Source organism: Reichenbachiella sp., from assembly GCF_965233835.1.
Classification (GTDB): Bacteria; Bacteroidota; Bacteroidia; order Cytophagales; family Cyclobacteriaceae; genus Reichenbachiella.
Map to the genome: position 1 here is coordinate 3,338,034 of NZ_OZ247585.1, position 23,099 is coordinate 3,361,132.

The 23,099-nt window shown below is 40.7% G+C and carries 24 protein-coding genes; 13 read left to right on the forward strand and 11 right to left on the reverse strand.

Annotation, left to right across the window (positions count from 1 at the left end; all coding sequences use genetic code 11):
- The 7 genes from ACO6S2_RS14075 to ACO6S2_RS14105 form a co-directional block, all read right to left on the reverse strand.
- Positions 1 to 591 carry a TIGR04282 family arsenosugar biosynthesis glycosyltransferase gene (locus ACO6S2_RS14075; RefSeq protein WP_422359196.1) on the reverse strand — a complete coding sequence of 197 codons (591 nt, stop codon included), beginning with the start codon at positions 589 to 591 and terminating at the stop codon, positions 1 to 3.
- Positions 581 to 1,882: a glycosyltransferase family 87 protein gene (locus ACO6S2_RS14080; protein ID WP_422359197.1), complete on the reverse strand. Its 1,302-nt coding sequence runs from the start codon at positions 1,880 to 1,882 to the stop codon at positions 581 to 583. The genes ACO6S2_RS14075 and ACO6S2_RS14080 overlap by 11 nt, the downstream gene beginning before the upstream one ends.
- A complete protein-coding gene (locus tag ACO6S2_RS14085; protein WP_422359198.1) occupies positions 1,875 to 3,329 on the reverse strand; it encodes a cellulose synthase family protein in 1,455 nt (484 codons plus the stop codon). Before ACO6S2_RS14085 ends, ACO6S2_RS14080 begins: the two co-directional genes overlap by 8 nt.
- Positions 3,330 to 4,028: a glycosyltransferase family 2 protein gene (locus tag ACO6S2_RS14090; RefSeq protein WP_422359199.1), complete on the reverse strand. Its 699-nt coding sequence runs from the start codon at positions 4,026 to 4,028 to the stop codon at positions 3,330 to 3,332.
- Entirely contained in the window at positions 4,028 to 4,396 is a 369-nt protein-coding gene (locus ACO6S2_RS14095; RefSeq protein WP_422359200.1) for a hypothetical protein, read from the reverse strand. The genes ACO6S2_RS14090 and ACO6S2_RS14095 overlap by 1 nt, the downstream gene beginning before the upstream one ends.
- 6 nt (positions 4,397 to 4,402) lie before the next feature.
- Positions 4,403 to 6,028, reverse strand: a complete 1,626-nt coding sequence (locus ACO6S2_RS14100; protein WP_422359201.1) for a hypothetical protein — start codon at positions 6,026 to 6,028, stop codon at positions 4,403 to 4,405.
- Between the two features lie 181 nt (positions 6,029 to 6,209).
- Positions 6,210 to 6,920, reverse strand: a complete 711-nt coding sequence (locus ACO6S2_RS14105) for a hypothetical protein (protein WP_422359202.1) — start codon at positions 6,918 to 6,920, stop codon at positions 6,210 to 6,212.
- A 213-nt stretch (positions 6,921 to 7,133) separates the two neighbouring features.
- Between ACO6S2_RS14105 and ACO6S2_RS14110 the strand changes: the two genes are divergently transcribed.
- Positions 7,134 to 7,526 carry a MerC domain-containing protein gene (locus ACO6S2_RS14110; RefSeq protein ID WP_422359203.1) on the forward strand — a complete coding sequence of 131 codons (393 nt, stop codon included), beginning with the start codon at positions 7,134 to 7,136 and terminating at the stop codon, positions 7,524 to 7,526.
- 71 nt (positions 7,527 to 7,597) lie between these two features.
- The gene (locus tag ACO6S2_RS14115; RefSeq protein ID WP_422359204.1) at positions 7,598 to 9,817 is read left to right on the forward strand and encodes a DUF5916 domain-containing protein; all 2,220 of its coding nucleotides are present in this window, start codon (positions 7,598 to 7,600) and stop codon (positions 9,815 to 9,817) included.
- A gap of 58 nt (positions 9,818 to 9,875) precedes the next feature.
- Here the strand turns inward: ACO6S2_RS14115 and ACO6S2_RS14120 are convergent, their stop codons facing one another.
- From ACO6S2_RS14120 to ACO6S2_RS14130, 3 genes are all read right to left on the reverse strand, one after another.
- Positions 9,876 to 10,643 carry a LytR/AlgR family response regulator transcription factor gene (locus ACO6S2_RS14120; protein WP_422359205.1) on the reverse strand — a complete coding sequence of 256 codons (768 nt, stop codon included), beginning with the start codon at positions 10,641 to 10,643 and terminating at the stop codon, positions 9,876 to 9,878.
- Between the two features lie 4 nt (positions 10,644 to 10,647).
- Positions 10,648 to 12,330, reverse strand: a complete 1,683-nt coding sequence (locus ACO6S2_RS14125; protein WP_422359206.1) for a histidine kinase dimerization/phosphoacceptor domain -containing protein — start codon at positions 12,328 to 12,330, stop codon at positions 10,648 to 10,650.
- Positions 12,331 to 12,429: 99 nt separating this feature from the next.
- A complete protein-coding gene (locus ACO6S2_RS14130; protein WP_422359207.1) occupies positions 12,430 to 13,170 on the reverse strand; it encodes a hypothetical protein in 741 nt (246 codons plus the stop codon).
- A gap of 442 nt (positions 13,171 to 13,612) precedes the next feature.
- Here ACO6S2_RS14130 and ACO6S2_RS14135 point away from each other — a divergent pair, with 442 nt between their 5' ends.
- The 11 genes from ACO6S2_RS14135 (at position 13,613) to ACO6S2_RS14185 (ending at position 22,326) form a co-directional block, all read left to right on the forward strand.
- Entirely contained in the window at positions 13,613 to 14,041 is a 429-nt protein-coding gene (locus tag ACO6S2_RS14135) for a hypothetical protein (protein ID WP_422359208.1), read from the forward strand.
- Positions 14,042 to 14,266: 225 nt separating this feature from the next.
- Positions 14,267 to 14,971: a DUF2589 domain-containing protein gene (locus ACO6S2_RS14140; protein WP_422359209.1), complete on the forward strand. Its 705-nt coding sequence runs from the start codon at positions 14,267 to 14,269 to the stop codon at positions 14,969 to 14,971.
- A 29-nt stretch (positions 14,972 to 15,000) separates the two neighbouring features.
- Positions 15,001 to 15,621 carry a DUF2589 domain-containing protein gene (locus ACO6S2_RS14145; RefSeq protein ID WP_422359210.1) on the forward strand — a complete coding sequence of 207 codons (621 nt, stop codon included), beginning with the start codon at positions 15,001 to 15,003 and terminating at the stop codon, positions 15,619 to 15,621.
- A 20-nt stretch (positions 15,622 to 15,641) separates the two neighbouring features.
- Entirely contained in the window at positions 15,642 to 15,842 is a 201-nt protein-coding gene (locus ACO6S2_RS14150) for a hypothetical protein (protein ID WP_422359211.1), read from the forward strand.
- A gap of 12 nt (positions 15,843 to 15,854) precedes the next feature.
- On the forward strand, positions 15,855 to 16,496 hold the full coding sequence (locus tag ACO6S2_RS14155; RefSeq protein ID WP_422359212.1) for a DUF2589 domain-containing protein: 642 nt from the start codon (positions 15,855 to 15,857) through the stop codon (positions 16,494 to 16,496).
- Between the two features lie 29 nt (positions 16,497 to 16,525).
- On the forward strand, positions 16,526 to 17,395 hold the full coding sequence (locus ACO6S2_RS14160; protein ID WP_422359213.1) for a hypothetical protein: 870 nt from the start codon (positions 16,526 to 16,528) through the stop codon (positions 17,393 to 17,395).
- 117 nt (positions 17,396 to 17,512) lie between these two features.
- A complete protein-coding gene (locus ACO6S2_RS14165; protein WP_422359214.1) occupies positions 17,513 to 18,226 on the forward strand; it encodes a hypothetical protein in 714 nt (237 codons plus the stop codon).
- A gap of 10 nt (positions 18,227 to 18,236) precedes the next feature.
- Complete coding sequence (locus ACO6S2_RS14170) at positions 18,237 to 19,301, forward strand: hypothetical protein (RefSeq protein WP_422359215.1); 1,065 nt, start codon at positions 18,237 to 18,239, stop codon at positions 19,299 to 19,301.
- Complete coding sequence (locus tag ACO6S2_RS14175) at positions 19,285 to 20,409, forward strand: type III PLP-dependent enzyme (RefSeq protein ID WP_422359216.1); 1,125 nt, start codon at positions 19,285 to 19,287, stop codon at positions 20,407 to 20,409. Before ACO6S2_RS14170 ends, ACO6S2_RS14175 begins: the two co-directional genes overlap by 17 nt.
- A gap of 2 nt (positions 20,410 to 20,411) precedes the next feature.
- Positions 20,412 to 21,131: a hypothetical protein gene (locus ACO6S2_RS14180; protein WP_422359217.1), complete on the forward strand. Its 720-nt coding sequence runs from the start codon at positions 20,412 to 20,414 to the stop codon at positions 21,129 to 21,131.
- A 1-nt stretch (position 21,132) separates the two neighbouring features.
- Positions 21,133 to 22,326 (forward strand): MFS transporter, encoded by a 1,194-nt coding sequence (locus tag ACO6S2_RS14185; protein ID WP_422359218.1) that lies wholly within the window; start codon positions 21,133 to 21,135, stop codon positions 22,324 to 22,326.
- Here the strand turns inward: ACO6S2_RS14185 and ACO6S2_RS14190 are convergent.
- Complete coding sequence (locus ACO6S2_RS14190; protein WP_422359219.1) at positions 22,323 to 23,018, reverse strand: LytR/AlgR family response regulator transcription factor; 696 nt, start codon at positions 23,016 to 23,018, stop codon at positions 22,323 to 22,325. The two genes, ACO6S2_RS14185 and ACO6S2_RS14190, sit on opposite strands and share 4 nt — an antisense overlap.
- Positions 23,019 to 23,099: the final 81 nt, after the last annotated feature.

Sequence of the window (23,099 nt, forward strand, 5' to 3'; positions counted from 1 at the left end):
TTACTTGAAATTTTCACTCACCTGTTTCCAGTCTTCTATAGTGTCTACATCTATCAATTTCGGTAGCAAAGCGTAACTATTATTAAGCTCTGAGATAGCCTCAATCGTTTGACTAAGCACTTTGTCCGTGCTCCAATCTATCCCGGCGAACAAACCAGGTTCAAATGCTTTCATACCAAGTAAATAGTAGCCACCATCATTCGCAGGTCCAAGTACAAAATCGTTGTTCTTTAGTTTTTGGAAAGCTTGCTGAATGTGTGCCGATGTGAGTTCTGCACAATCGGCACCTACAATACATACTCTATCATATTGCTTAAGTTCTTCCCGAAAGGCAGCGGCCATTTTATGACCTAAGTCACCACTGGCTTGAACTTTTCTTATCGCCTTCCTCCAATTATCATTGTGATCTACGTCCTGAGTATAGTATACAATCCGCTCCGCCTCAATGTTGGCTGTTTGTTCTTGGGTATAAGCCACAAGCTTATGGTAGATATCCAATGCCGTCTCATTTCCTACAGATTGAGCCAGTCGGGTCTTTACCTTTCCCAACTCAGGGTTTTTAGCAAATATGATCAGTGCTTCATTCGACATTTTCAAGAAGCGGTTTGTTTTTCAATAATTCAAAGGCAGCCAACCCAATGACCACAACATACTCTAGCGCTATCCAACTCAAGGGATGTTGATAGCCCTGATCCGAGTAACCGAGATAAGACAAAAATATCAATCCTGACCAAACCAAAGGAAAAGCGAATTTTGTGATGCTGCTAAAGGCTAATAGTGGTATGATATACCAGGGGTGAACGGTAGTTGCGAAAAGCAACTGAATAAACAATACAATAGAAAAAGCCTTTGCCCACTCAGTTTTGTTGTTGACAATAAAAACGGAATAGCTCACAATTAAAACAAGGGCAATCACTGAAAGCCAGGGTCCTGCAGTCTGCACTACATCATACCCTTTAATCCAAAATCCCATCTCACGGACAAGAAAAAACAAGCCAGCATTGAATTCAAACTTCCTAAAGAAAAGATCCAAACCACTGCCCAGGCCAGCTACTATTTCCAGGCTCAGAAAAGGCAAGAAAAAGATTACCAAAACAAACCCAATCAGAAAGTAACTCAATAAAGATTTTCTCCAACCTAGTTTCTTAAGCAAAATGGGCAAAAACATCAATGGGGTGAGTTTGGTTAACACACCGAAAGATAAAGCCACGGACCCACCTACCCATTTCTTTTGTTGATAAAACCACCAGGCCAGCAGAATAAAAAAGATTACTACGCCCTCAAAATGCAGATTAGCGGTCAACTCCAGCATAACCAATGGGTTCAGTGCGTAAATAAGAACCCGTGCAACACGCTTCGTCAAATGAAACAACAGATAGATTGCTCCCATTTCAAACAACAAAAGTATCACCCTCATCACTGTCATAGACCAGAAAATATCATTTACTCCAAAAAGAGAGGGTATAGAAAAGATGTACTGGCTAAACGGTGGATAAGTAGAATGGTAGACTTGTGAATTTAGACTTTCATAAAGTGGCTGATATTGATCCGGCAAGCCATCTATCAATGCTTCTGGTGTTGACTGGTATGGACTTATACCAGCTGACCAAATCTGCCCGTCCCATATGAAACGAAAATAGTCATCTGATAAAGAAGGTGATCCAAAAAATAAAGTTAACCTTATCACCACCGCAACGATCATCAGTTGCTTAATACTGAATTCAACTTTGAAAACAATAAACAAGTAAGACAAGAAAGCAATACCATACACAGGCACGAGCCAGACACTACTTCTGGTCATACCATATTGAATACAAAGAATGGGAATAAGTAATCCCAAAATAAGCCAGGCGGTTTTCAACCCAAATGGCTTTTTAGGCATGTTTGATATGCTTCAAAGAATGAAAGAACACGATCCCAAAACCTATGGCGAGCATCAGGTGAAAAATGATTAGCCCAAAGTCGTGCAACATCCAAGCCGAAGCGATTCCCCAAATAAAATAGACACACAACATCCCTTCTACCAATGTCCCCCAGGTCAGTTTGGGTTTGATATATTGATTGCTAGACCAACTTTCCGATCTCTTGGTGATGTTAAATTTCGGGGTTCGGATGAAAGGTGTTTTAAAACCCAAATACCCCTCCATCACGGCAATTGCATTGTGCAACGCCAACCCCATAGAAAAAGATAAAAAGAGAGGGAATTTCTTGAGGAAAGCTGTCTTAGTTTTAACTTTCTCAATTTGCCTTAATCCTACATAATAGAAGGCTGCAATTGAAAAGAATCCAATCAAAAACAAACTCCCCAGATTAAAAAGCCATGCTAAGCTTGGATTGGAATTCTTAATATAGAGCATGGGAATACTCAAAATAGAAGCCACAAGTAGTAATACAAATACACTACTATTCAACAAGTGCATAGCAGCATGCGCTTTAGTCTTAAAGGATTGATCTGACCTAAAAACTTTAAATAAGTTCTTCTTGGCGGTTTCAGCGGCTCCCTTGTTCCACCTATATTGCTGAGATTTGATGGCTGACATAATCACTGGTAGCTCTGCTGGAGATTCCACAGATTCATCAAACTGAAATTGCCACCCCTTGAGTTGTGCTCTGTAGCTGAGGTCTAAATCTTCTGTCAGTGTATCGGCAGACCAACCACCTGCATCAAGCACACAGGCTTTGCGCCAGATACCTGCCGTACCATTGAAATTCATAAAGCTTCCCGAACGATTGCGTCCCCCCTGCTCAACGGTAAAGTGTGCATCCAAACCGAAAGCTTGCATTTCGGTAAGCATAGAATAGTTCTTATTCACATGCCCCCACCGGGTTTGCACCATTCCTATTTTGTCATTTTCAAAATAGCCTACCGTTCTTTTGATGAAATCTGGATTGGGTAAAAAGTCGGAATCAAAAATGGCTGTGAATTCTCCTTTGCAGAACCCAGTACCATAGGCCAAAGCACCAGCTTTAAATCCCTTGCGATCTTCCCTGATAACATGCTGAATATCAAATCCTAAAGATTGGTAGTGTTTTATTTTCTTTTCAATGATCCCAACAGTTTCATCCGTAGAATCATCCAGCACTTGTATCTCTAGTTTTTCCTTTGGGTAATCCAGTTTTACCACACAATCAATCAATCGTTCGGCCACGTACTTTTCATTATAGATGGGGAGCTGGACGGTAACCCTAGGCTCATACGATTGATCGAACGCAGGAGATATTTTGGGCTGTGGACGCGTATATACCCAGGTTAAGTGCAACTGCCCCAAGCTGAACAAAAATATGGCTAACAAAGCCGTACAATAAACGACCACTACGATCCACTCCATCTACAAATATCTAAATATCGTTTGAATGATTTTGTATCCAGCCAAAATGGTTCCTTTAATAGTTCCGGATATCTTTGATACACCAATTCTGTTGCGATAGTTCACTGGCACTTCAGCTATTTGCATTTTCAGCTTGGCCGCTTTCAGTTGCATCTCCACTGTCCAGCCATAAGTTTTGTCCTGCATATTCATGGCTAACAAACTCTCATATCTTACAGCTCTAAATGGCCCCAAGTCGGTGTATTGCACTTTATATAAAAGCTTCAATAGATAAGTAGCCAGCCAGTTTCCAAAAACCTGCTGTGGGGTCATAGAACCTTTCTCTTTTCTACCGAGGGCTCTGGAACCAATCACCAAATCGGCATTACCCACTCTTATTGGTTCAAGCAGCGCATGAATAAACTCCGGATAGTCCGAATGATCCCCATCCAAAAAAACGACAGCATCAGGTTTGAGATTAGTTTGACTAGCGATGTAAGACATTCCTTTCAAGCAAGCATTTCCATATCCACGAGCTGCTTCTTCCAGTACCACGGCTCCTCGAGTCTTAGCCACTTCCATCGTATCATCTGTAGACCCATTGTCCACGACTATGATATGACGCACTCGTTCCTTCGGAATTTCATCAATGACCATTCCTACAGCATTTTGCTCATTAAGGACGGGAATGATTACATCTACAACTTGGGGTTTAGGCATCAATCCTCAGGATAAGGAATGAAAATGAAATTGGTGAATTTCTCATCTACAACAAACAAACAGCAAAACTCATCCGGATTTTTGTAAGCTTCTTTGAAGATATCTACATTCTTTTCTTTCACAAGATCACGCTGAACAAACTCATCCAAAAAGGACGCTGAATAATTCCATTCGGCATCCAATTCTTTTTGCTTGATCAGGATCTGACCCACGCCTACATCTGTCTTAGCAATCGGGAAAATAGGATAATCTGAAAATCCTCGGCTTCGAATTTGATAGGAAGCCTCTTTCAGATTGTCTGATACTTTGATGAAATCCTGGGTAATCGTTCCCAGGTATTTGCCGCTTAATTCTGGATCGTTATTCATAATCAATTAATAAAAACTAGGTGCCGGAGGGGGTGCCATCATTTGTTGCTGCATCATCATTTGCTGATGCATAAACATATCGTTATAATAATAATTTGATTCTCGATAGAAATCATTAATCACAACCTGAACCGGTACCACAACTTCAAATTTCACTTTCTCTTTACCAACCTTCAAAGGTTTAAATAACTTGTATGAATATGTACGATCGGGACCGCAATAAATTGATAAAAAGTCCTTAACCATATTGTCGAACAAAGGATGTAATGTATTCAACAACTTATAGGTCTCTACAAATCCTTTTTCATCTACGATACAGTGGACCAAAAGATACCCCTCTGCATCTGCCTTAATTACATCATAAAATTCTTTATTGCTTAAATGATCTTTCAACATTGAATTAAATCCCTTGAATTTGGTTAGGTTATTCAAGTCTACGCTTTGGTACACTTTGTCAGACTCACTACCACTGAACGACTCTATCTTTATACCTTCTTTATAAGTGTTGGTAATTCGCCTATTAGAAATCTGATCCTTTACTATCTCAGTTCGTGAACCTGATAAATATTGGTCTTCTGAATTTGAGGTTTTGGAGTATTTAAAATAAGCGTCAATATCATATCCCTGCTCAACTTCATGATAGGTATACACACACTGATTGACACCTAGACTATCAAAAGTCCGAACGGTCTGTTTTTGATCATTTTTAAATATTGTTTCCTTTCTCAGAACACCATTTTCATAAAAACTCTTAAAAAATCCATTCTTCCTCATCGGATAAAAAGAACTGTATTGAGCGCTATACAACTTTGAATTGCCCTTATAATAATTGACAGTCCATATACTGTCCTCTATATTAATGACCTTACCTGTATAAACGGCCACCTCCATATTTCTTACTTCACCCCAATACTCGTTAAAATGAATAGTATCCCCATTGTTGTACTTATAGTGATATTCAGCCATTTTAATCAATGAATACATATTTTCATAATCCCACTCTCTCTCCATTATTTTTGACTTTAGAACAGGTATATGTCCAAAGTACTTTAAAGCCACATCGATAAACGCTTTATTTCTTCGTGGAAAACTCTCCCAAAAATGACTACCCTTTTTACGCACCTGATAAGTTTTAATCATAGGTGACTGCATGGCATACATTTGCCCCATACCAGAGGAAAAACTATAATGAACGGCAAATTCTAAGTCTCCAAAGGCACATAAATATTTCATAAACTGTTTGTCCGTTTGGACTGTTGGACCTACTTTATATTCAACATTAAAATTAGTAGCAGTAAAAAAAGAATCAACCCCAAGAATCAACCATTCCACATCATCTGGGTCAAGTTTTATTTTTTTTTCCTCATAATCAGACTTAAACCAGATTTTCTTGTTTTGATATTTAAGTAATCCAAAGTTCTCCTCGCCGTTACTAAAATAGCTACCCAAGATAAATTCATTGGTGCTCATCGAAATGTTAACACTATTTTCGGGTGAATAATCGAGAACATCAAAATACCCTTCAATTGGTTCATTATCTAAATCATAATAGTATCCAACAGGAATTTGACACTCGCCATAAATAGCAGTAATTAACAAAGAGAAAAATAGAATTAGACGATTGATTTTCATACTCAGCTTTAAAGAACTAGTTGCAAACTAACTTCTCTTCGAATACAAAAGCAATATTCAACACCGAGTAAAGAAGTAAAAAAACTGGCGGTTAAATTCAGCTTCTTTCCTAGTTCAAGTAGCAATTGACGTGAGTTTAACACAATTAGCTATGTTATCGATTAAAACTACACTAGGAGAATTAGTGCATAATTCCCTGATCCTTTAGGAGTTTGTACTTTTCACCACAATTCATACTGGTTAATTCAGAGCCCTTAGCTCCTTTACCTTTTTTGTACTGGGCTTTGTTTTTGGCCACATAAGAGTCATAAAAGGCCTGAGCTTCTTCTCTAAAAACATCAATCACATGTCCATCCACCTCTTGATTATGTGCGTCGTTATCCGGGTAAGCTTCGATGAGTTTGGCCAATTCCGAGTCGATTTGAGTTAGGTTATTGATATCTAACTCCCCATGGTTAAACCTAGGAACACCCAGAACAAACTTGGTAATATAATGAACGGCATATATGTCTTCTGCTTCAAGTGAGGCTCCTTTCACCTCAAGTTCTCTTTGCATAGGCAAGGCAAAACTTTCGGCTATAAAAGAACGTTCTGTCCCATCCATAAAAACCAACTCCTCATAATTTTCTTGTAGCCTTTTTGTTCCAGCCAATGGATCTTTACCTTTTTGCCGATTCTCCTTCTTTTTTGCCGCTATAGCTTTCTCTGCTGGCTTCAATTGGGGAGCTGTGGTGTTCCAGGTGCTTAGAAACTCATAAAGCGGTTTTCTAATTTTACTTTTTTCTGAATGATGAAGCGTGGCAACTTTAGCGGATATGTCCTCTTGTCCAAAACTTTGAAATGAGAAAAGGCAAATCACCAATAACGCAAGGGGTGCTTTGAAATAATTCATGAGTCTGAGTTTTGAAATTCGAATGATAACTATAAAGTTAAATACATTTTGAGAAAAGGTCTACCCAATCATTGCATCCTTTTCATGTACATACGTTCCCTCCGCTTAAGCTTTGGATTACTATTCAAACTAAATTTTTATAAAACGCAACATAGTTGCATTTGTTAATCAAGAAAATTATAATTGCAACACTATTGCATTTACAGCTTTCTTATGAAAAACACCATTATTAGCCTAGATTATGTCGGATTCATATCTTCTTTGGTATGTGCTATCCATTGCGGCGGTCTTCCGCTTTTAATCAGCTTTACATCCCTTTCGGGATTAGGCTATCTCAATAATCCCTGGATTGAAGTTGCCCTGATCCTCTTCAGTTTGATCATCGCCTTCTATGCTCTAATCATCGGTTACCGACGGTGTCACCACCGTCCACTTGCCTTAATCATTGTAACCCTAGGGTTCGCCCTCCTCTTGTTTGGTCATACTTCTAGTTCAGAATGGTTCGAAATCACTTTTTCAACCCTTGGTGCGATAGCCATAGCCAGCGCCCACTTTGTCAACTGGAAGCACATCAGGTATGAATATCTCAAAAAATCCACTCGCTGATCGTGCTGGTAAATGTCTTACAAGTCCTCGAAAAGTCGAATCAGATCATTCTCAAATTTGAACAACAATCTATGACAAAGTTTAGAAAGTATACTGGACTCTTGATTATCCTATTCCTCTGCGTCTTCACCAATCTATTTGCACAGGAAGACCACAACTTCCCTCCACCTGAAAAGCCGCCTGTAGTAGTCGCAACCAAAGCCACAGCCCATATCAAAATAGACGGCAAACTCAACGAGGCAGACTGGCAAAAAGTAGACGCGACGACTTCGTTTTTTAAAATGGAGCCTAGACAAGGAGGTGACTATCTGTACGACACCAGAGTAAGTTTATTGTATGACGACAAGAACCTCTATGTGGGAGCTTTCTGCAAAGACTCCTTGGGACGCAAGGGAATCAGAGTGCAGGATTTAAGGCGAGATTTCAAATGGGGAGAGAATGATATCTTTTTCGTTCAACTCGATCCTCAAAACCTGAAGCAATACTGTGTCTCATTCCAAACTACGCCCTACGGCAATCAGCGAGACCTACAGAATTTTAACGACAGTAATACAGACAATGATTGGAATGCCCTTTGGTCGGTTCGTACGCACAGAACGGACTCTGGTTACTATGCAGAGTTTGCGATTCCATTCAAATCTATTCGTTATGAGCAAGTGGAGCCTGGGCAGTCCCCTACCTGGGGCATCACCTTTAGCCGATTGGCCAGAAGAGATTACGAGCAGACCGTATTCCCTGCGATTCCACAATCCTTTTCCCCGTACCGAATGACCTATGCTGCCCAATTAGAAGGATTGGAGTTGCCAGAACCAAGCGCCAATATCAGAATAGAACCGTATGCACTGTACCAATATGACCAAATCGAAGAAGGTGACAATCAAGATTCTGATGGCGACTTGAAGCTTGGAGGAGATATAAAATGGGCCATCAATTCTCATTCGGTCTTAGACCTCACCTTCAATACCGATTTTGCCCAGGCTGATGTGGATCGGGCCGTCAACAATCTGGAACGGTTCAATATATTCTTTCCAGAGAGGCGACAATTCTTTTTAGAAAACTCAGGCATATGGGCTGGAGCCAGCAACAGTGCAGTGGTACCATTTTTTAGTCGAACCATTGGCCTCAATGGTAATTTCAACGCTGAACCAGCCAGAATTGACGCTGGCACACGATACACGATGCGAAACGAAAAACGTTCAATTGCAGGGCTTTACATTCACCAAGCCGAAACAGACAAATCCCCTGCCGCCAGTTTTATGGCAGGGAGGTACTTACAGAATTATGGAAATGAAAACAACCTAGGCGTAATGCTTACACACCGACTGGACGAACGGTCCAGCGAACTAAGCATAGCGCAAAGCAATAACACAACCCTTTCGATTGATGGGTTCATCCGACCTACAGACGAATGGCAAGTATCCTATCTTATATCAGGATCAAGAGATAACTCGAATGACACCTTAGGTATCGCAGGCTCTTTCTTTGCAGGCGCCAGCAGCAACAAGTATTACCTGGGATGGCGTACCAACTTCGTTTCGGAAGACTACAACCCTGACATGGGATTTGTTTTTCAAAAAAATGTAATCCAGCATAATCCCGGTGGCTACTACATCTGGCGACCCAAAAACATTTCTTGGATCAGGAGGTGGGACCCTGGCGCATTTATTAATTATTACCACGATTTTAACGCTCCTGATAATTTTCAACAAGCCAATATTTATCTCTTTCCCATTTACATCTACTTCATAGACAATAGTTTTTTGCAGTACGCCATATACCCAACCTGGCAAAATATCAATTTCAGTTTTGCGCCATTGGGAATAGCCATACCTGAAGGAGAATATTACTACACCAGACAGCAAGTCAATTTTAGAACCAATCAATCCGCAAAAATATCTTTGACAGGCAGCATAAATTGGGGCGGATTTTATAATGGTCAAAGAACCACCATTGAAGGAGGGTTGAGAATTGCACCTATTCCACACGCTGCCCTTACGGTCGATTATGAATGCAACAAGCTTACTGACATTGGTGAAACACCACAGCAACTCCAAACACACCTGACCACCATCGGCTCTCGTTTTGCGCTCAACCCAAGGGTACAACTATCCGCCTTCTATCAATACAATACTTTCGACGAACAAGGAAGGTGGAATGTACGAGCCAGTTGGGAATATCAACCGCTCTCTTTCATCTACCTGGTATTTAATGACCGACAAATCAACGGGTTAGACGACCCCTTTTCTGAGCAACAGTTTATAGGAAAGATTACTTTTTTGAAGCAGTTTTAGAAGTACTTTTAAGCAACCGAGTAAGAAACGTATCCCATCATAGTCAGTCACCAGACCATCAGAAAGTTTCAAAGAGCCTAAACACCACGTCTCTATGCTGCTTACTTACAGGAATTTTTTTCTCATGAACATTTAGCATGTTTCCCTCAAAGCCAGTCACCGCATTGATGTTAATCACATAACTCCTATGGACTCTTAGAAACTGATCAACCGGGAGCTTTTCTTCCATTTTTTTTAGCACTGTAGAGTAGATATACTTATCCGACTTGGTATATACCGTGGTGTAATTATTATCAGCTTCCAAAAAGGAAATATCGCCAAAAGACACTCGTTCATAATAAGTATTTTTCTTCAGAAAGAGACAATCATTGATTCTCATGACGCGGTTCGCCTCCGAACTCGTTTCAATCTTATTGTCCATTTTTTTCGTTGATTCTTGCCTGGAATAGTTTGACAGCGCCAGCTCTATCGCAATGGATATTTCTCGATCATTGTACGGCTTGATCAAGTAGGCGTAAGGGTTAGCGCGTTTGGCTCTCTCTACAATATTCTGATCGCTGTGAGAGGATAAGAAAATAAAAGGGAGGCAATATTCTTCCTTTACCCTGGTAGCCAAGTCTATCCCATCCTTCTCTCCCTTCAATGAAATATCAATAATCAATAAATCGACGGCATAATTTTCCAGCACACTCAAAGCATCTTCCACGCTTTCAACCGGCTCCAAGGTTTTATAATCCTTGGACAGTCGCAATGCCAGGTCCAGAGCCAGTAGTGCCTCATCCTCCACGATCAAAATACATGGTTTTACTTCTTCGTTCGTCTGCATAGCATTAGGGATTAAAGTTCATCGTCAGTATCCAGGTAGAGCAGTTGTCATTCATATATTTCAGATTTCCATCCAACTGTTTTACCAGTGAGCGTACTAACTTCAATCCGAATCCTTCTTCGCTAACGGAAGGGTCCAAACCCTGGCCGTTATCTCCTACCTCCAAAACAGCACCGCCTGATCTGACTTGGAAACTAACACTGATACAAGGTGCTGCAACGCCTTCAAAAGCATGCTTCAATGAATTGATCACCAATTCGTTAACAATAAGTGCCAAGGGAATAATGAGGTCGACTTTCACCTTCTCTTCAGATAGCTCAAGCTGAGGTTTGACCTCATGATTATAACTGAATACCAGATTTTTGACTAAATCGTTAAAATATTCCTTCGCAGATATTTCCGTGTGCTGATCTGCCTGATACAGTTTCTGATGAATCAACGACAAGGCATCTACCCGATGCTTGCTTTCGCTAATGGCTTCCTCAGCCGGATGCCCATTCAAGTCGTAGCTCTGCATATTGAGTAGGCTTGATATCATCTGGAGATTATTTTTCACTCGGTGATTGAGCTCATGCAGCAGCATCCCCTTCTCGTGTTCCCTTATTGAGATGGTCTCTTTTTGTTGTGCCAGCAGCAGATTGGTCGTTTTTTTCTGCTCATTCCTGTGATAGAGAATGATGCTAAAGCCTACAAAAAACAAAACGCCTATGGCCAGACCGACCGCCAGATAAGTTCTCTGCTGACTGATGGTACCCAACAGTTCTATCTCCGTTTCACGTTTATCAATTTCATATTGAGCTTTCACCTGCTCCACCTTTTGAATGTTTTCTTTGTTCACCAGGCTGTCCTGATAGTTTTGAAAAATTTTCTGATAGGAAAATGCCTGAGCATACAACTCTTGCTGCTCATAAAACTCTACCAGCAAAAGACTAATGTCTCTCACCTGCTCCTTGAGGCCTTCCTTCAAGGCCATATCATGAGCCTCTAAAAAATAATCTTCTGCAACGGAAAAATTTCCTTCTTTCTGCTCCACCAGCCCCAGATCTGCCATATACACTGCGGTAGAATAAGGATCACCTAACTCTTGTGTGATCTTGATCGCTTTTATCAAATAACTCCTGGCTTTTCCCAGGCTGTCCATAGCATTATAGACCATACCCAAGTTGCCAGTAGCGTAGCCCTTGACAATGGCCTTTTGTCTCTGATCATTTATTTCTAATTGCAACTCTAAACTCCTCTGAAAATAGGAAGCAGCACTATCCAGTTTTCCATATAATCGATAAGCTTCGCCAAGATTGAGCATCGTCATGGCAAGATTACCAAAAGGAATAATTGAATCTTGTTGAAATTTAAAGATAGCTTCTTTAAAAAATTTACAGGCATTTAAATATTCCTTGTCTACAACAGCATTAGATCCTAATTGTACTAGTACTGCAGATTGAGCACGCTTATTATCCAATCTTTCATAAATTTCGTAAGCTTTGATCGCAAATCGATAAGACTCCTCCTTTTTACCTAAAAGCCTTTTATTCATTCCAATCTCTTCCAGCGCATAAGCTTCTAGGAGAGATATCTCATTTTTTTTCGCAAGTTCGAGCGCTTGAAGTGCAAAACGAATTCCTTCATTAAGGTCTGTATGGCTATTAGCTACTCTTATTAATGATCGAATACGATCATTAACACTCAACTTTTTTTTTTAAGCACAACCATTACACTATCAGTGTACTTTCGACTTTGTGAAAAGATGGCTTCAGAATAAAGCATTAAAGCCATGCATATAATACACCTAATCATGAGTTGGAGGTGTGCTACCATTCGAAACTTTTGCCAAAGGATCTATACAAAAGTAGAAGGGTGCCTTGGTCAGTTTTTCCGCCAGCTCTTTGGGCATTTTTTCCTTGGGCAGTTTAATGCGGCTCAATAAATTTTTGAGATAACGCCTTACTCCTTTTACACTGGGATAAGTACAAAAGAAAATTTTGAATTCCACTGCGGTAGGCTCTCCGCCAATACCAAAAAAATATGGAATGTATTCGTTGTTTGGGAAGATGGATTGAATCGTTGATATATCCGGTATAGTGATTTTATTTTCAGCCAGAGATTTAAAATAAATGGTTCCATCAGGGCCAATGGTTACGCCTTTATCTTTACTGATTTGATCCAGGTCTTTATTGAAGTTAAGTAAGTCAAGAAATGGATCGGAGGCCAGATTCATCGTGACATACATCAGATGGGCACCTTTCAAATCGACTAAATCAGTGTCTGTCAGAGCCAAATACGTTTCTGTTTCTAAGTCGAGATCGAGCGTAGAGCGCTGATCTCTAAAGGCAATTCCTTCCTTATATGCCGTACAGAACTGATTAGCATTATACGGAGAATTGGCTTCACCCGTATGAATAGAAGCAAGCAAGGGGCTGATGTTAAAATCACTCTCCTTCATAGCCCAGGTAGTGGGCGTAGGATCATCGGATGCATTGGACAATTTGATCTCAATAACACCCTTAGTTTTAGGTTTGTTGGCCATCATGCTAGATATAGGATTGGTTTAATCTTAGGTTATTCATCAAACCTAGAGCATCTAAAGGTTTAATACAAGCCAAGAGAATCAGAAATGCATTTATTTTCACCTTGTCGATCATCTCACCGACAAACCCAAATTGTTAATAGAAAATAAGGAGTAGTCTTTTGTACTTTTCTAATACGGCCTATGAACCATCTCAAACAAACTTGTTTCGGTTAACTCAGCATCTTTTTCCTTTCACTCATTACATCCAGTCATTCACTCATCTTTTTCGGTTGGGATGGAATAAAAGTCGAACATAGTGTCAGCAATGGAGCAAGAGTAGCTTACTCAGGCTTCACGAAGGTGGAGCAGTAACCACCCTAATCAACGAACTGACCACACAGCTAAAAGTGGAGGCGAAACCCGAAAAGCCTAATCAAGAGTAGGGATTTTAATTAATACCATAATGCCAAAATTAGTTAACATAACCAAAGACACCCCCAAAGCGGTACAGATTTGGGGATTTCACGGACCTTGTTCGGTCAAGGACGTAGCAGCTGCGCTCAATACCATTGGCGCAGAGCTAAGTGGCTCGGATCATGTCATTCACATCATGTCCGGTACACATGGCTACTGTAGTGGCCAAGTTGGAGCCGTAGCAACTAGAGAAGAAAAATTTGCGAACGAAGACCGATCGCTTGCTTCACCAACTACCAAAGACAACAAGAAAGTTGCGCTTGAAGTCCATGACTTCAATACGGATAAGTTGTCCGCACCCGATTATGTCACGGCAGCCATGTCCAAGCTAAACAAGGACATGAGAAGTATTGTGAACAGTAGTGACAAAACTGCCACTTTTCTACTCGCCTACTGCTGTAGCGCCGGAACGGAATAAGAGGCTGAGATCCTCTGGCAGGTGATACACTTAGTCGTGACCTGGTTACGCAAAGTTTTATCAACCAAGTCAGAAAATTCGAATCAATAATTACCAGAATTAGCACGTGTGGGTCTCATGAAGTTCAACCTTACCCATACAGGGTATCTATTGGATCATTTGAAGTCATTCATCAGAGCTACCATGCTAGCACTTAATCAATTTTTTAACATAAACTTTTAGAATATGGCTGAAAAAGCGCTAGTGTCCATGGCACAACAGTTCCAGGGACTACCGATGGACTCCTTGATTGGAGGACCACTAAACGCCGCCGCAAAAGCAAATGCGGCAATGGCTCTGACACAGACAACGTTCATGTTGGACACCTGTTTCACTAAGACTGACTCAGGAATAAAAAGTCCATCAGGAGATACGGTTTACAACTACTCTCCTATCATGATCAAAATGTCTCTGACCAGAGGGGTGATTACACCTAAGGATCCAACCGATCCAAAATCAAAAACGGATATCCAGGAAATGGAAACCAAGTTTGACCTGCCAATTATTACAATAATTCCATTGAATTCATTGGCTGTGGACAACGTGGACATCACGTTTGATATGGAGGTGAAATCTAGTTACGGAGAGGAAGCTTCTCAGGAAACAACTCAGAAAATAGCAGCTGCGGCTTCATTTGAAGCTAAAGTGGGCTATGGACCTTTCTCTGCGACTGTGAAAGGTAGTGCGAGTTACGACAAGGAAGACAAAGCGAGTTCCAGCTCTCACTATGAGAAAAGTAACTCTGCGAAGTATCATGTGGCTGTACATGCAGCCCAATTGCCAATGCCTAAAGGAGTAAATACCATCATTGATGCATTCTCCAAAGCCATTGAGCCTGTAACTATGCCAACTGTGAAAAACAGTGGCGGTAAAGGTGGTAATACACCATAATTAATTAAGAGAGGTAAATAGAACCAACCATGGCAAAAAGAAAATTTGAACCAGCCTTTGAAAACCTGCCTATGGAGCAGATCATAGGCGCTCCATTAAAAGCCACAGCATCTGCGAATGCTATGATGGCCAGAGAACAAGTTACGTTCCTAATGGATTACTGTTTTAAAAAGGAAGGGGATAGTTACGAACCTATCATGGTAGAAATGGCTATGACGCGTTCTCAATTGGATCCTGACGGTCCGTCCGGAAAGGCTACAATTAAGCAATACGTCACCAAGTTCAATTTACCTCTCTTGACTTTGATACCCTTGAATTCGCTATCTGTAGAAGAATTCGAAATTGACTTTGATATGGAAGTCACTTCACTCGAACAAAGTGAGGCAAAATCTGACAGATTGAAATCAAGTGACGCTCAAAAAGAGGGAGAAAAGGAAGTGAAATTTATGGGAAAGGTGAGCAACAAAGATCAGCAAACCAACTCCTCAAAATACGAGCGGAAAGTAGGCTCCAAGCTATCAATCAATATCAAAGGAGGGCAGCAGTCGCTACCTGTAGGACTCACCTCAATCATCGATCTATTTTCCAAAAACATGGAACCCATTGACCTGAGAGAAAAAGAACAGGATGGTGATTCCACTGATAAATAACAACTAAAAGATATACTACTATGATGAATAAAGATCAAATAATGCCTTGTCAAGTGTGCCAAACACCAGTACCCTTTGACACTCATCAATTTTTACAAGGATTTAGATTTTCCTGTCCCAACGTAAACTGCGATGCCAGCTATGGTCTTCCGCAGGACAGCCAGGGAATGGTAAAAAAGACCATCGATCAACTGGAAAAACTGAAAGCCAGAACCCGATAAACCAACAAAATTATGTTTTCATTTAAATCATTCGTTGAATCCATACAAGGCGCAGTACTTGGCGCCAATGATGCTTTGATGTCCAAAAATCTGGAAGTACTTAACCAGTACTTCGAGAAGGATGATGATGACGGAGAGATTCAGAAAAAGATCGACGAGGCCCTGAGTGCTACAGATGCTGTGGTCAATCCCAGTTCCAAGATCAGTCGACAAGATCTTGATCACGCGCTCCGCTCGATCAAAGAACTTAAAAGCACACTCAGCCAGCCCGATGCCGAAGAACAAGCGATGGCGCAGGGAGATTTGAGGCCCAAGACCGTCATACTGAACTATCCTACTACAGCGCCAGACGGAAGCATAGCCAACAAAGAGGTACACGTACCGCTGATTACGTTGGTTCCTGTTGAATTTTCCAAAGTGGAAGAAGTCAGACTCAAAGCTGACTTGGAACTCAGCCTAGTGAATGATGAATTGCAGGTAGGGCTTGGAAAATTCAGCAACCGACCTAAAAACACTGAGCAGGAGTCAGAAGCATCTAAAAAAGGCAGCGTGGGTAATGTAGAAATTGTGCTCAAACCCCAACAGATGTCAGATGGCTTGCAACATGTTGTTGACTCCTATGAGAAAATACTCAAAGCACAATTACCTAACTAATTCCATAACCAAACAAAAAACACAGTACCATGAATACGATCAACCTAAAACAAAGACTCAATATTTTCGAAGAAGCTGACACCTCTTCAAAATTGTTAGGAAAAATTGAGGCGGGAAAATATGAATTGCTAGAATTCAAAAAAAACTTTCCCAATGCAGATACTGATTACGCAAGGGTATTTGCTCCCGACCTCAATCAAAATGTATGGATCTGCGCTAGGTATCAGCAGACTCAGTATGCCTACATAGATTCACCAAAAACTTCTGAAGCTTACAACTTTGAAAATGACGGTGAAGCCATAGATGAACAAGCTTTGGTAGACTTGTTACCTGAGTTCGTGGATTTCACCTATGACTTGCACAAACCTACCTATCCTTTCCCTCTAAAAAACTGTAAAGTACCGCAGGCTCCCCCAGCACAAAACAACTGCTGTACGTTTGTAGAGGCCATACTGGTCAAGGCCTGGGAAAACAGTCAGTCCGGATTTGTCTGGAATAGCAAGAACCATGGTCAAATGATGATATATGATGCGAGTGACTACTATTCTCCAGTGACTTGCCTTGTGGATCGAAACATGGCCGTTGCCATTGATAATGAGGAGGAAGCTCCGCAGCCATGGACTGTTATACAAGGCTGGAAAGAACAATGGAAAGGAGGACACACCTTCATTATTCTAGATCACCATGCCCCAACTGACCGAGTGCTGACTTTGGAATCTAACCTTGCCTATAGGCTCAACGGTGTTGGCTATCGGATGATAGGTAGCATAGCAGATCACCCCCATCCTTCTGCAAACTGGTGGAACAATGATGAGCTATGGACATGGGAGAGAATTAAAGCCGTATACGGACATCGAAAATCGGCCAAGCTCAAAGTGAAAAACATAGCGTGGGTATAAACCTAGTGCTGTTCAAAAAGATGTATCACCCCGATCCAAAAGAAGTATTCAGCGAAGACCACAGGCCATTCTGAAGTACTGAAGCACTAACGCTAAAAGGATTCTAAAACAATAACTATGAGGTTTTTACACCTATATACGCTATTCCTATGTCTACTGGGAAGTACCAGGGCTGCTTATAGTCAGTCCAGTACAATCAGTATTGAGATGGACGCATTTTCTCACTACATCTGGCGGGATGATATAAACGATTTCATAGTATTCCAGCCTTCTATAGATTATCGTTTTCCAAGATCCAACGCAGAACATCGGCAGCCCGGACTTAATTTGAATCTATGGCTCAGCGTTAACTCGGATGTTGAATATGGGGTTCCCATGGAGTCGGCCACTACGTTGTACTACCATTGGATCACCTTGGATTCCATGGACTTCAAAGCTGGTCTGGTTCATTATTCCGGACATGACAGTACGATGATGTTTTTCGATTTACCTATTCACAATTGGATGGAGTTGTATGCCGGTTTTGCCGCACCGCAACTGTTTTTGTCACCTGAGGTTGAGATCTATTATCACGACATGACTGGGGCTTATCCAACACTAGGCCTCTCGTATGGTTGTCGCATTGGCAAGGTTCCCTTTGAAGTTTCATTTTTAACCGGCTTTCGTTTTGCTAGTCAAAATAATGATAATGGATGGCGTGAGGTCGACTTCACTTTGGGAGTTCCGTTCCATATCAAATCATTTGATCTTGAAGTCTCCATTACCCATTCGCAGTTTCCTGGCCAGTCGCTGCATCGAACTTTCATAGGTCTGAATATTTCACTTCCCTAACCGCCTGATCATGTCTTTTAAATCAATAAAACTCGTTTTACTACTGCTACCTGTCTATTGCTTCGGACAAGAAGGAAAGCCTATCAGTAGAAAAGTGTTCATCAACTATGCCGTCAACCAATTGACCAATGTTGACTACATCAATCAAAACTTCGAACTCGACTTTTATCTTCAGCAATATTGGAAAATTGATTCCACTGATCTATCTCATCAGGAGATACCAGGCGATTCATCAGAAAACCTGGCCAAGATTGATTCAGAGCATTTAAACTGGGTTCCAAAAAATGATTTCACAAATGCTATTTCAATCGAGTCCATTGGAGATATTAACTATTCCTTCGAGCATGGTTATGTTTTGCAAGACGCCCGGTACAAAGGCACTTTCTACAACCCCATGGACATGGAGCAATTCCCATTTGACAGTCAGGACCTTATCATTCATTTAGAAGATTTTTCAAAGACCAGCGAAGAACTGGAATATCTCTATGGTTCTCCTTTCGAGTATTACAAAATTGCTAGTGACACTTTTCTAATTCCCGGTGGAGCTGCCTACGAAATGGGGTTGGATTTTTCTGAATTTCACCTAAATCCCACGGCGAAAGCCGTTTTCAATAAGCATCTGTATAAGTTCGATAATCAAACCTATTCTGTTTCCCAATTTATCATGAACATCTCTCGCAAGAGGGGCTTCTACTTTACCAAGATACTTTTCATCTCATTGCTTATTGTGCTCATGTCATGGATTGTGTTTTGTATGGATCCTTTGGATCTGCACAATAGGGTGAGTTTTAGTATTACGGCCTTTCTGGCACTAACCGCACACAATTTTGTAATCAACGATCTGCTCCCCAAGATTAGCTATTTGACCACTATGGACTATATCGTTTTGGGCACCAACCTCATGGTTTTTTTCACTGTGATTGAAAGTGTAGTTGTAGCCAAAGTTGCTTTCAGAAAGTCAGAAAAAGCAGCGAATGAAATCGACAGGTTTTGCTTTCTCGGATGCCTCGCATTCTTCTTGTCACTTTGCCTATTTGTTTATATTAAATCGTTAATCAATGCTCCAGTACAATAAAAAAATAAAAACTCTCATTGATTCTCATCCGACGCCTACACTTTTCTTATCAAAGGAGGTTATCAAGTCATCCTATTTGAATCTAAAAAAAGCACTGCCCAATGTCAGTCTATATTATGCAGTAAAAGCCAATAGCCATCCCTCAATCATTGAAACATTGGTAGAGTTAGGATCGAATTTTGACGTTTGCTCCAACGCTGAAATAGACATTGTAAGCCGACTAAAAAAACCTTCGACCCAATGGATACATACACACCCCATTAAAGTACAAGAAAGCATCAGCTATGCTTATAAAAATGGCATTCGAACCTTTGTAGTGGACAACTTATCTGAGCTCAATAAGCTAACAGAGCTAAAAAGTGAAATCCGTATACTGGTGCGAATGGCAGTTGAAAACACCAACGCAAAAATTGATTTTTCAAAGAAGTTTGGTGTGATAGGTGAAACCGAGGCGATAAACCTAATAAGACAGGCACATGATCTAGGATTTAATAACCTAGGCCTTTCCTTTCATTGTGGGTCCCAAGCCATTGAACCAGAAGGGTTTAACCTGGCTCTTGCTGCTACAAAAAATATCATCGCTGTGCTCAAGATTTCCGGGATACAACTTTCCACCCTTGATATTGGCGGAGGCTTCCCAAATCATCCTTCACTTCCTGATTTCGACATTTTCAAGTATTGCGATCAATTCAAAAGTGATCTTGAAGAAATTCACACGCAGGGCCTCGAGCTCATCGCAGAGCCAGGACGATTCATCGTGGCCAACTCAATGATTCTGGCAACAAAAGTTATAGGCAAGTCCAGACGAAAAAAGAAACCGTGGTATTTCGTAGATGAGAGTGTCTACAATTCTTTCTCTGGCCAGGTTTATGATCAAATGCAATACCCACTGTGGTTGGAGGAACTCAAAGTTGGAGAGGTTCTACCCAGTGTAGTCGCAGGACAAACCTGTGATTCACTAGATATTATTCTAAAAGAAGTCGATTTGCCCGATCTGGAAATTGGGACTGTTCTCCTCTTTAAAAACATGGGGGCCTATACCTCGGCTTCGGCCTGTAATTTCAATGGATTTCCAAGGACACAAATTGTGGCTGTCGACCAGTTTTAATTATGGAACTAGATCATAAAGTTCACGAAAAACGAGAAGGCCTATTCGCAGGATTGGCTGTTTTCATCATTTTGGAGTTTCTCACCTATTTCATCTACCTCAACGCCATAAATGCACAAAAAGGAGAGATACTAGAAGGACTCTATAGAACCGCCTATGTTATCAGAACATTAATTGACGAAAAGCAACATCAACTACTCGACTGCGTGGATCAAGAAGAGTTTCCAATTTACCTGGATCAAATCGAGCCTTTGTACCGAGCCCTAAACGTAGACAGTAGCATCGAATTCATATACACGATGATACAAAAGGACTCAACTATTCATTTCATTCTAGACCCTACCCCTCCGGGTCAATATGATAAAAAAGGAATTGAGACTAAGTCTCATATTATGAACATCTATAAAGATCCCAGTAATGAGTTGAAAAAATGCTTCGATACACACAAAAAATCAATCACACACAAAGCATACAATGATCAATGGGGCTCTCATATCAGCTGCTATCTACCCTTGTTTGACGAGAAGAAGTTCATCGGGGTATTGGGCGTGGACATATCGTCAGAAACTTACAATAATCGTCTGGAACCTATAAAAAAAGCAACGCAACGAACGATGGTCACCATATTTTTTATTGCCTACTTATCCGGCATGATCATCTGGTTTCTGAGGCGATTGCAAAAGGAAATTTGTGGTGAAATGGACTCCAAATCTTATAAATAAAATGACACAGCTAAGACTCATCATATATTTTGTATCCACTTATTTGATTTCTTCGTCAGTTGGACTCAATTCGGTGATCATTCCACTCTTCATGGAAGAAAACCCCCAGGTATTTGGGCCTTTATTTTCCACCATTATTCTTTCCACGGAATCGGTCATTGCCATTATTATCTGCCTATTGATGGCCATCATAATAAGAAAAATAGGAATCAAAATATCCTTAATGATCACCATAGTTTTTAGAGCGCTGGCACTAGCAGGAATGGCATTTATTACCAGTGGTACTAGTTGGCTTATACTTTCTGCCCTGGTAGGTGCCGGCTCATTTTTTTGTCTAATGACCATTCAGTTTTGCATCAATCACATTGAAATCAAAAAATTCAAGGGTTTGGTGTATGCCCTTTTCGGAACCATCATATCCTTGGGCATAGCGACTGGCCCGATCATCTATGCCAATAAAACCATACTGTCTCGATTTTTACCTGCCTCAACTTGTGAGCTGTGGGAATACGGGCATGAAGGCCCCTTTATCATCAGTGCGGCTTTGACCTTATTATTTTCCTTGCCACTCTTTTGGAATAGAAACATTTTACCCAATCTACCCAATACCGACTCTTTTTCAATCCCTGATCTAATCTCAGCAAACAAGGGGGTATTATTTGCGGTGGCTTTATGTGGCATATCCTTTTTTGGCGTTTCCTGGCACATTACTGTTTATGGAATTAGAAATGAGCTGGGGCTTCAGGAGGCATCCCTTCTTTTGACCGCCTTCATGTTGGGATCTGTAAGTCTGGACACTCCTATTTCCACACTGTCAGAGTACTTTGATAGACGCTTTGTATTGGTCTATTCTGCACTAATTTGTACCATATTGGCCATTTTCTTACCCTTAGCGATTTACGAAAATTATCAGGCTTATATTCTACTTTTTATTTGGGGTGGTCTGATCAGCGGCATGTACTCCATTTCACTAACTCTGCTAGAAAGTAAATACGGACCTGAAGATGCCCTGGCTAGTAGCACCGTATTTGCGCTCATGGAAAACACAGGCGCGATGGGAGGACTCATTTTAATAGGTATTCTGGTTCATTTCATTGGAACGGATGGCTTCTCATACGTCATAATATTTGCGAACATGGTCTATTTTTCATTTGTCTTGATGACATATAAAGTAAAGTTTAAGTCTAGTTCTTAAAAGGTGTCCAATACCTCAATCAATTGTTCTTTTTTGCCTTTTGACAGTGGGATTTTGTATTCGCCGAGATAAACGTGAACTGGCCCTATTCGCGTTATTTTATTTAGATTGATCAGGTAAGACCTATGTACTTGATGAAAGGCATGTCCAAATGCTTTTTCTTCAAAGCTTTTCATTGTTTTCTTCAGTACACTTACTCTGTTCGCCCAGTGAATCTCTATATAATTTCCATCGGATTTCACAAAGTCAATTTGATCAAAGGAGACCTTTATGTAGTTAAAATTATCTTTTATAAAAATAGCATCCGAAACTTGGCTTGGGTGATCATTGGTGATTCTTGTGTTTTCATCTACCGTCTGACCCAACAACGATTTTGATAATGCACTAATCACTTTCTGGTTTGAACTATTCAGATAATTTTCAGGAATAGTTATCGATGCTTCAGCAGTAGCATGACTCATATCATTGCTATTCAAAAGTATAAATGGAATGTCTAACTTATCAGCGAGTCGTTTGGCGAGCTGAATACTGGCTTGCTCGCCACTTAACAGGATGTTGAGTTGAGTAGATGCATAAGTATTAGCACCAACTTCTTTATTTACCGAATCGAATGTGCTTTCTTCAAGTTGATCAATGCCAACTTCAAGGAACAACTCATTCAATGAATGATCAGAATTCTCTCTCTTTCTCATTGATTACAATGTTTAGCTGTAATCAAAGGTGAGAAGAAGCCGACAAGAACGGGTCTCTCCATTTGCCTAAATAGTCTCCTT

Excerpts from the sequence above, each read along its gene's own strand:
- ACO6S2_RS14075 (WP_422359196.1), bottom strand. The coding sequence starts at position 591 with ATGTCGAATGAAGCACTGATCATATTTGCTAAAAACCCTGAGTTGGGA.
- ACO6S2_RS14080 (WP_422359197.1), bottom strand. The coding sequence starts at position 1,882 with ATGCCTAAAAAGCCATTTGGGTTGAAAACCGCCTGGCTTATTTTGGGA.
- ACO6S2_RS14085 (WP_422359198.1), bottom strand. The coding sequence starts at position 3,329 with ATGGAGTGGATCGTAGTGGTCGTTTATTGTACGGCTTTGTTAGCCATA.
- ACO6S2_RS14090 (WP_422359199.1), bottom strand. The coding sequence starts at position 4,028 with ATGCCTAAACCCCAAGTTGTAGATGTAATCATTCCCGTCCTTAATGAG.
- ACO6S2_RS14095 (WP_422359200.1), bottom strand. The coding sequence starts at position 4,396 with ATGAATAACGATCCAGAATTAAGCGGCAAATACCTGGGAACGATTACC.
- ACO6S2_RS14100 (WP_422359201.1), bottom strand. The coding sequence starts at position 6,028 with ATGAAAATCAATCGTCTAATTCTATTTTTCTCTTTGTTAATTACTGCT.
- ACO6S2_RS14105 (WP_422359202.1), bottom strand. The coding sequence starts at position 6,920 with ATGAATTATTTCAAAGCACCCCTTGCGTTATTGGTGATTTGCCTTTTC.
- ACO6S2_RS14110 (WP_422359203.1), top strand. The coding sequence starts at position 7,134 with ATGAAAAACACCATTATTAGCCTAGATTATGTCGGATTCATATCTTCT.
- ACO6S2_RS14115 (WP_422359204.1), top strand. The coding sequence starts at position 7,598 with ATGACAAAGTTTAGAAAGTATACTGGACTCTTGATTATCCTATTCCTC.
- ACO6S2_RS14120 (WP_422359205.1), bottom strand. The coding sequence starts at position 10,643 with ATGCAGACGAACGAAGAAGTAAAACCATGTATTTTGATCGTGGAGGAT.
- ACO6S2_RS14130 (WP_422359207.1), bottom strand. The coding sequence starts at position 13,170 with ATGATGGCCAACAAACCTAAAACTAAGGGTGTTATTGAGATCAAATTG.
- ACO6S2_RS14135 (WP_422359208.1), top strand. The coding sequence starts at position 13,613 with ATGCCAAAATTAGTTAACATAACCAAAGACACCCCCAAAGCGGTACAG.
- ACO6S2_RS14140 (WP_422359209.1), top strand. The coding sequence starts at position 14,267 with ATGGCTGAAAAAGCGCTAGTGTCCATGGCACAACAGTTCCAGGGACTA.
- ACO6S2_RS14145 (WP_422359210.1), top strand. The coding sequence starts at position 15,001 with ATGGCAAAAAGAAAATTTGAACCAGCCTTTGAAAACCTGCCTATGGAG.
- ACO6S2_RS14150 (WP_422359211.1), top strand. The coding sequence starts at position 15,642 with ATGATGAATAAAGATCAAATAATGCCTTGTCAAGTGTGCCAAACACCA.
- ACO6S2_RS14155 (WP_422359212.1), top strand. The coding sequence starts at position 15,855 with ATGTTTTCATTTAAATCATTCGTTGAATCCATACAAGGCGCAGTACTT.
- ACO6S2_RS14160 (WP_422359213.1), top strand. The coding sequence starts at position 16,526 with ATGAATACGATCAACCTAAAACAAAGACTCAATATTTTCGAAGAAGCT.
- ACO6S2_RS14165 (WP_422359214.1), top strand. The coding sequence starts at position 17,513 with ATGAGGTTTTTACACCTATATACGCTATTCCTATGTCTACTGGGAAGT.
- ACO6S2_RS14170 (WP_422359215.1), top strand. The coding sequence starts at position 18,237 with ATGTCTTTTAAATCAATAAAACTCGTTTTACTACTGCTACCTGTCTAT.
- ACO6S2_RS14175 (WP_422359216.1), top strand. The coding sequence starts at position 19,285 with ATGCTCCAGTACAATAAAAAAATAAAAACTCTCATTGATTCTCATCCG.
- ACO6S2_RS14180 (WP_422359217.1), top strand. The coding sequence starts at position 20,412 with ATGGAACTAGATCATAAAGTTCACGAAAAACGAGAAGGCCTATTCGCA.
- ACO6S2_RS14185 (WP_422359218.1), top strand. The coding sequence starts at position 21,133 with ATGACACAGCTAAGACTCATCATATATTTTGTATCCACTTATTTGATT.
- ACO6S2_RS14190 (WP_422359219.1), bottom strand. The coding sequence starts at position 23,018 with ATGAGAAAGAGAGAGAATTCTGATCATTCATTGAATGAGTTGTTCCTT.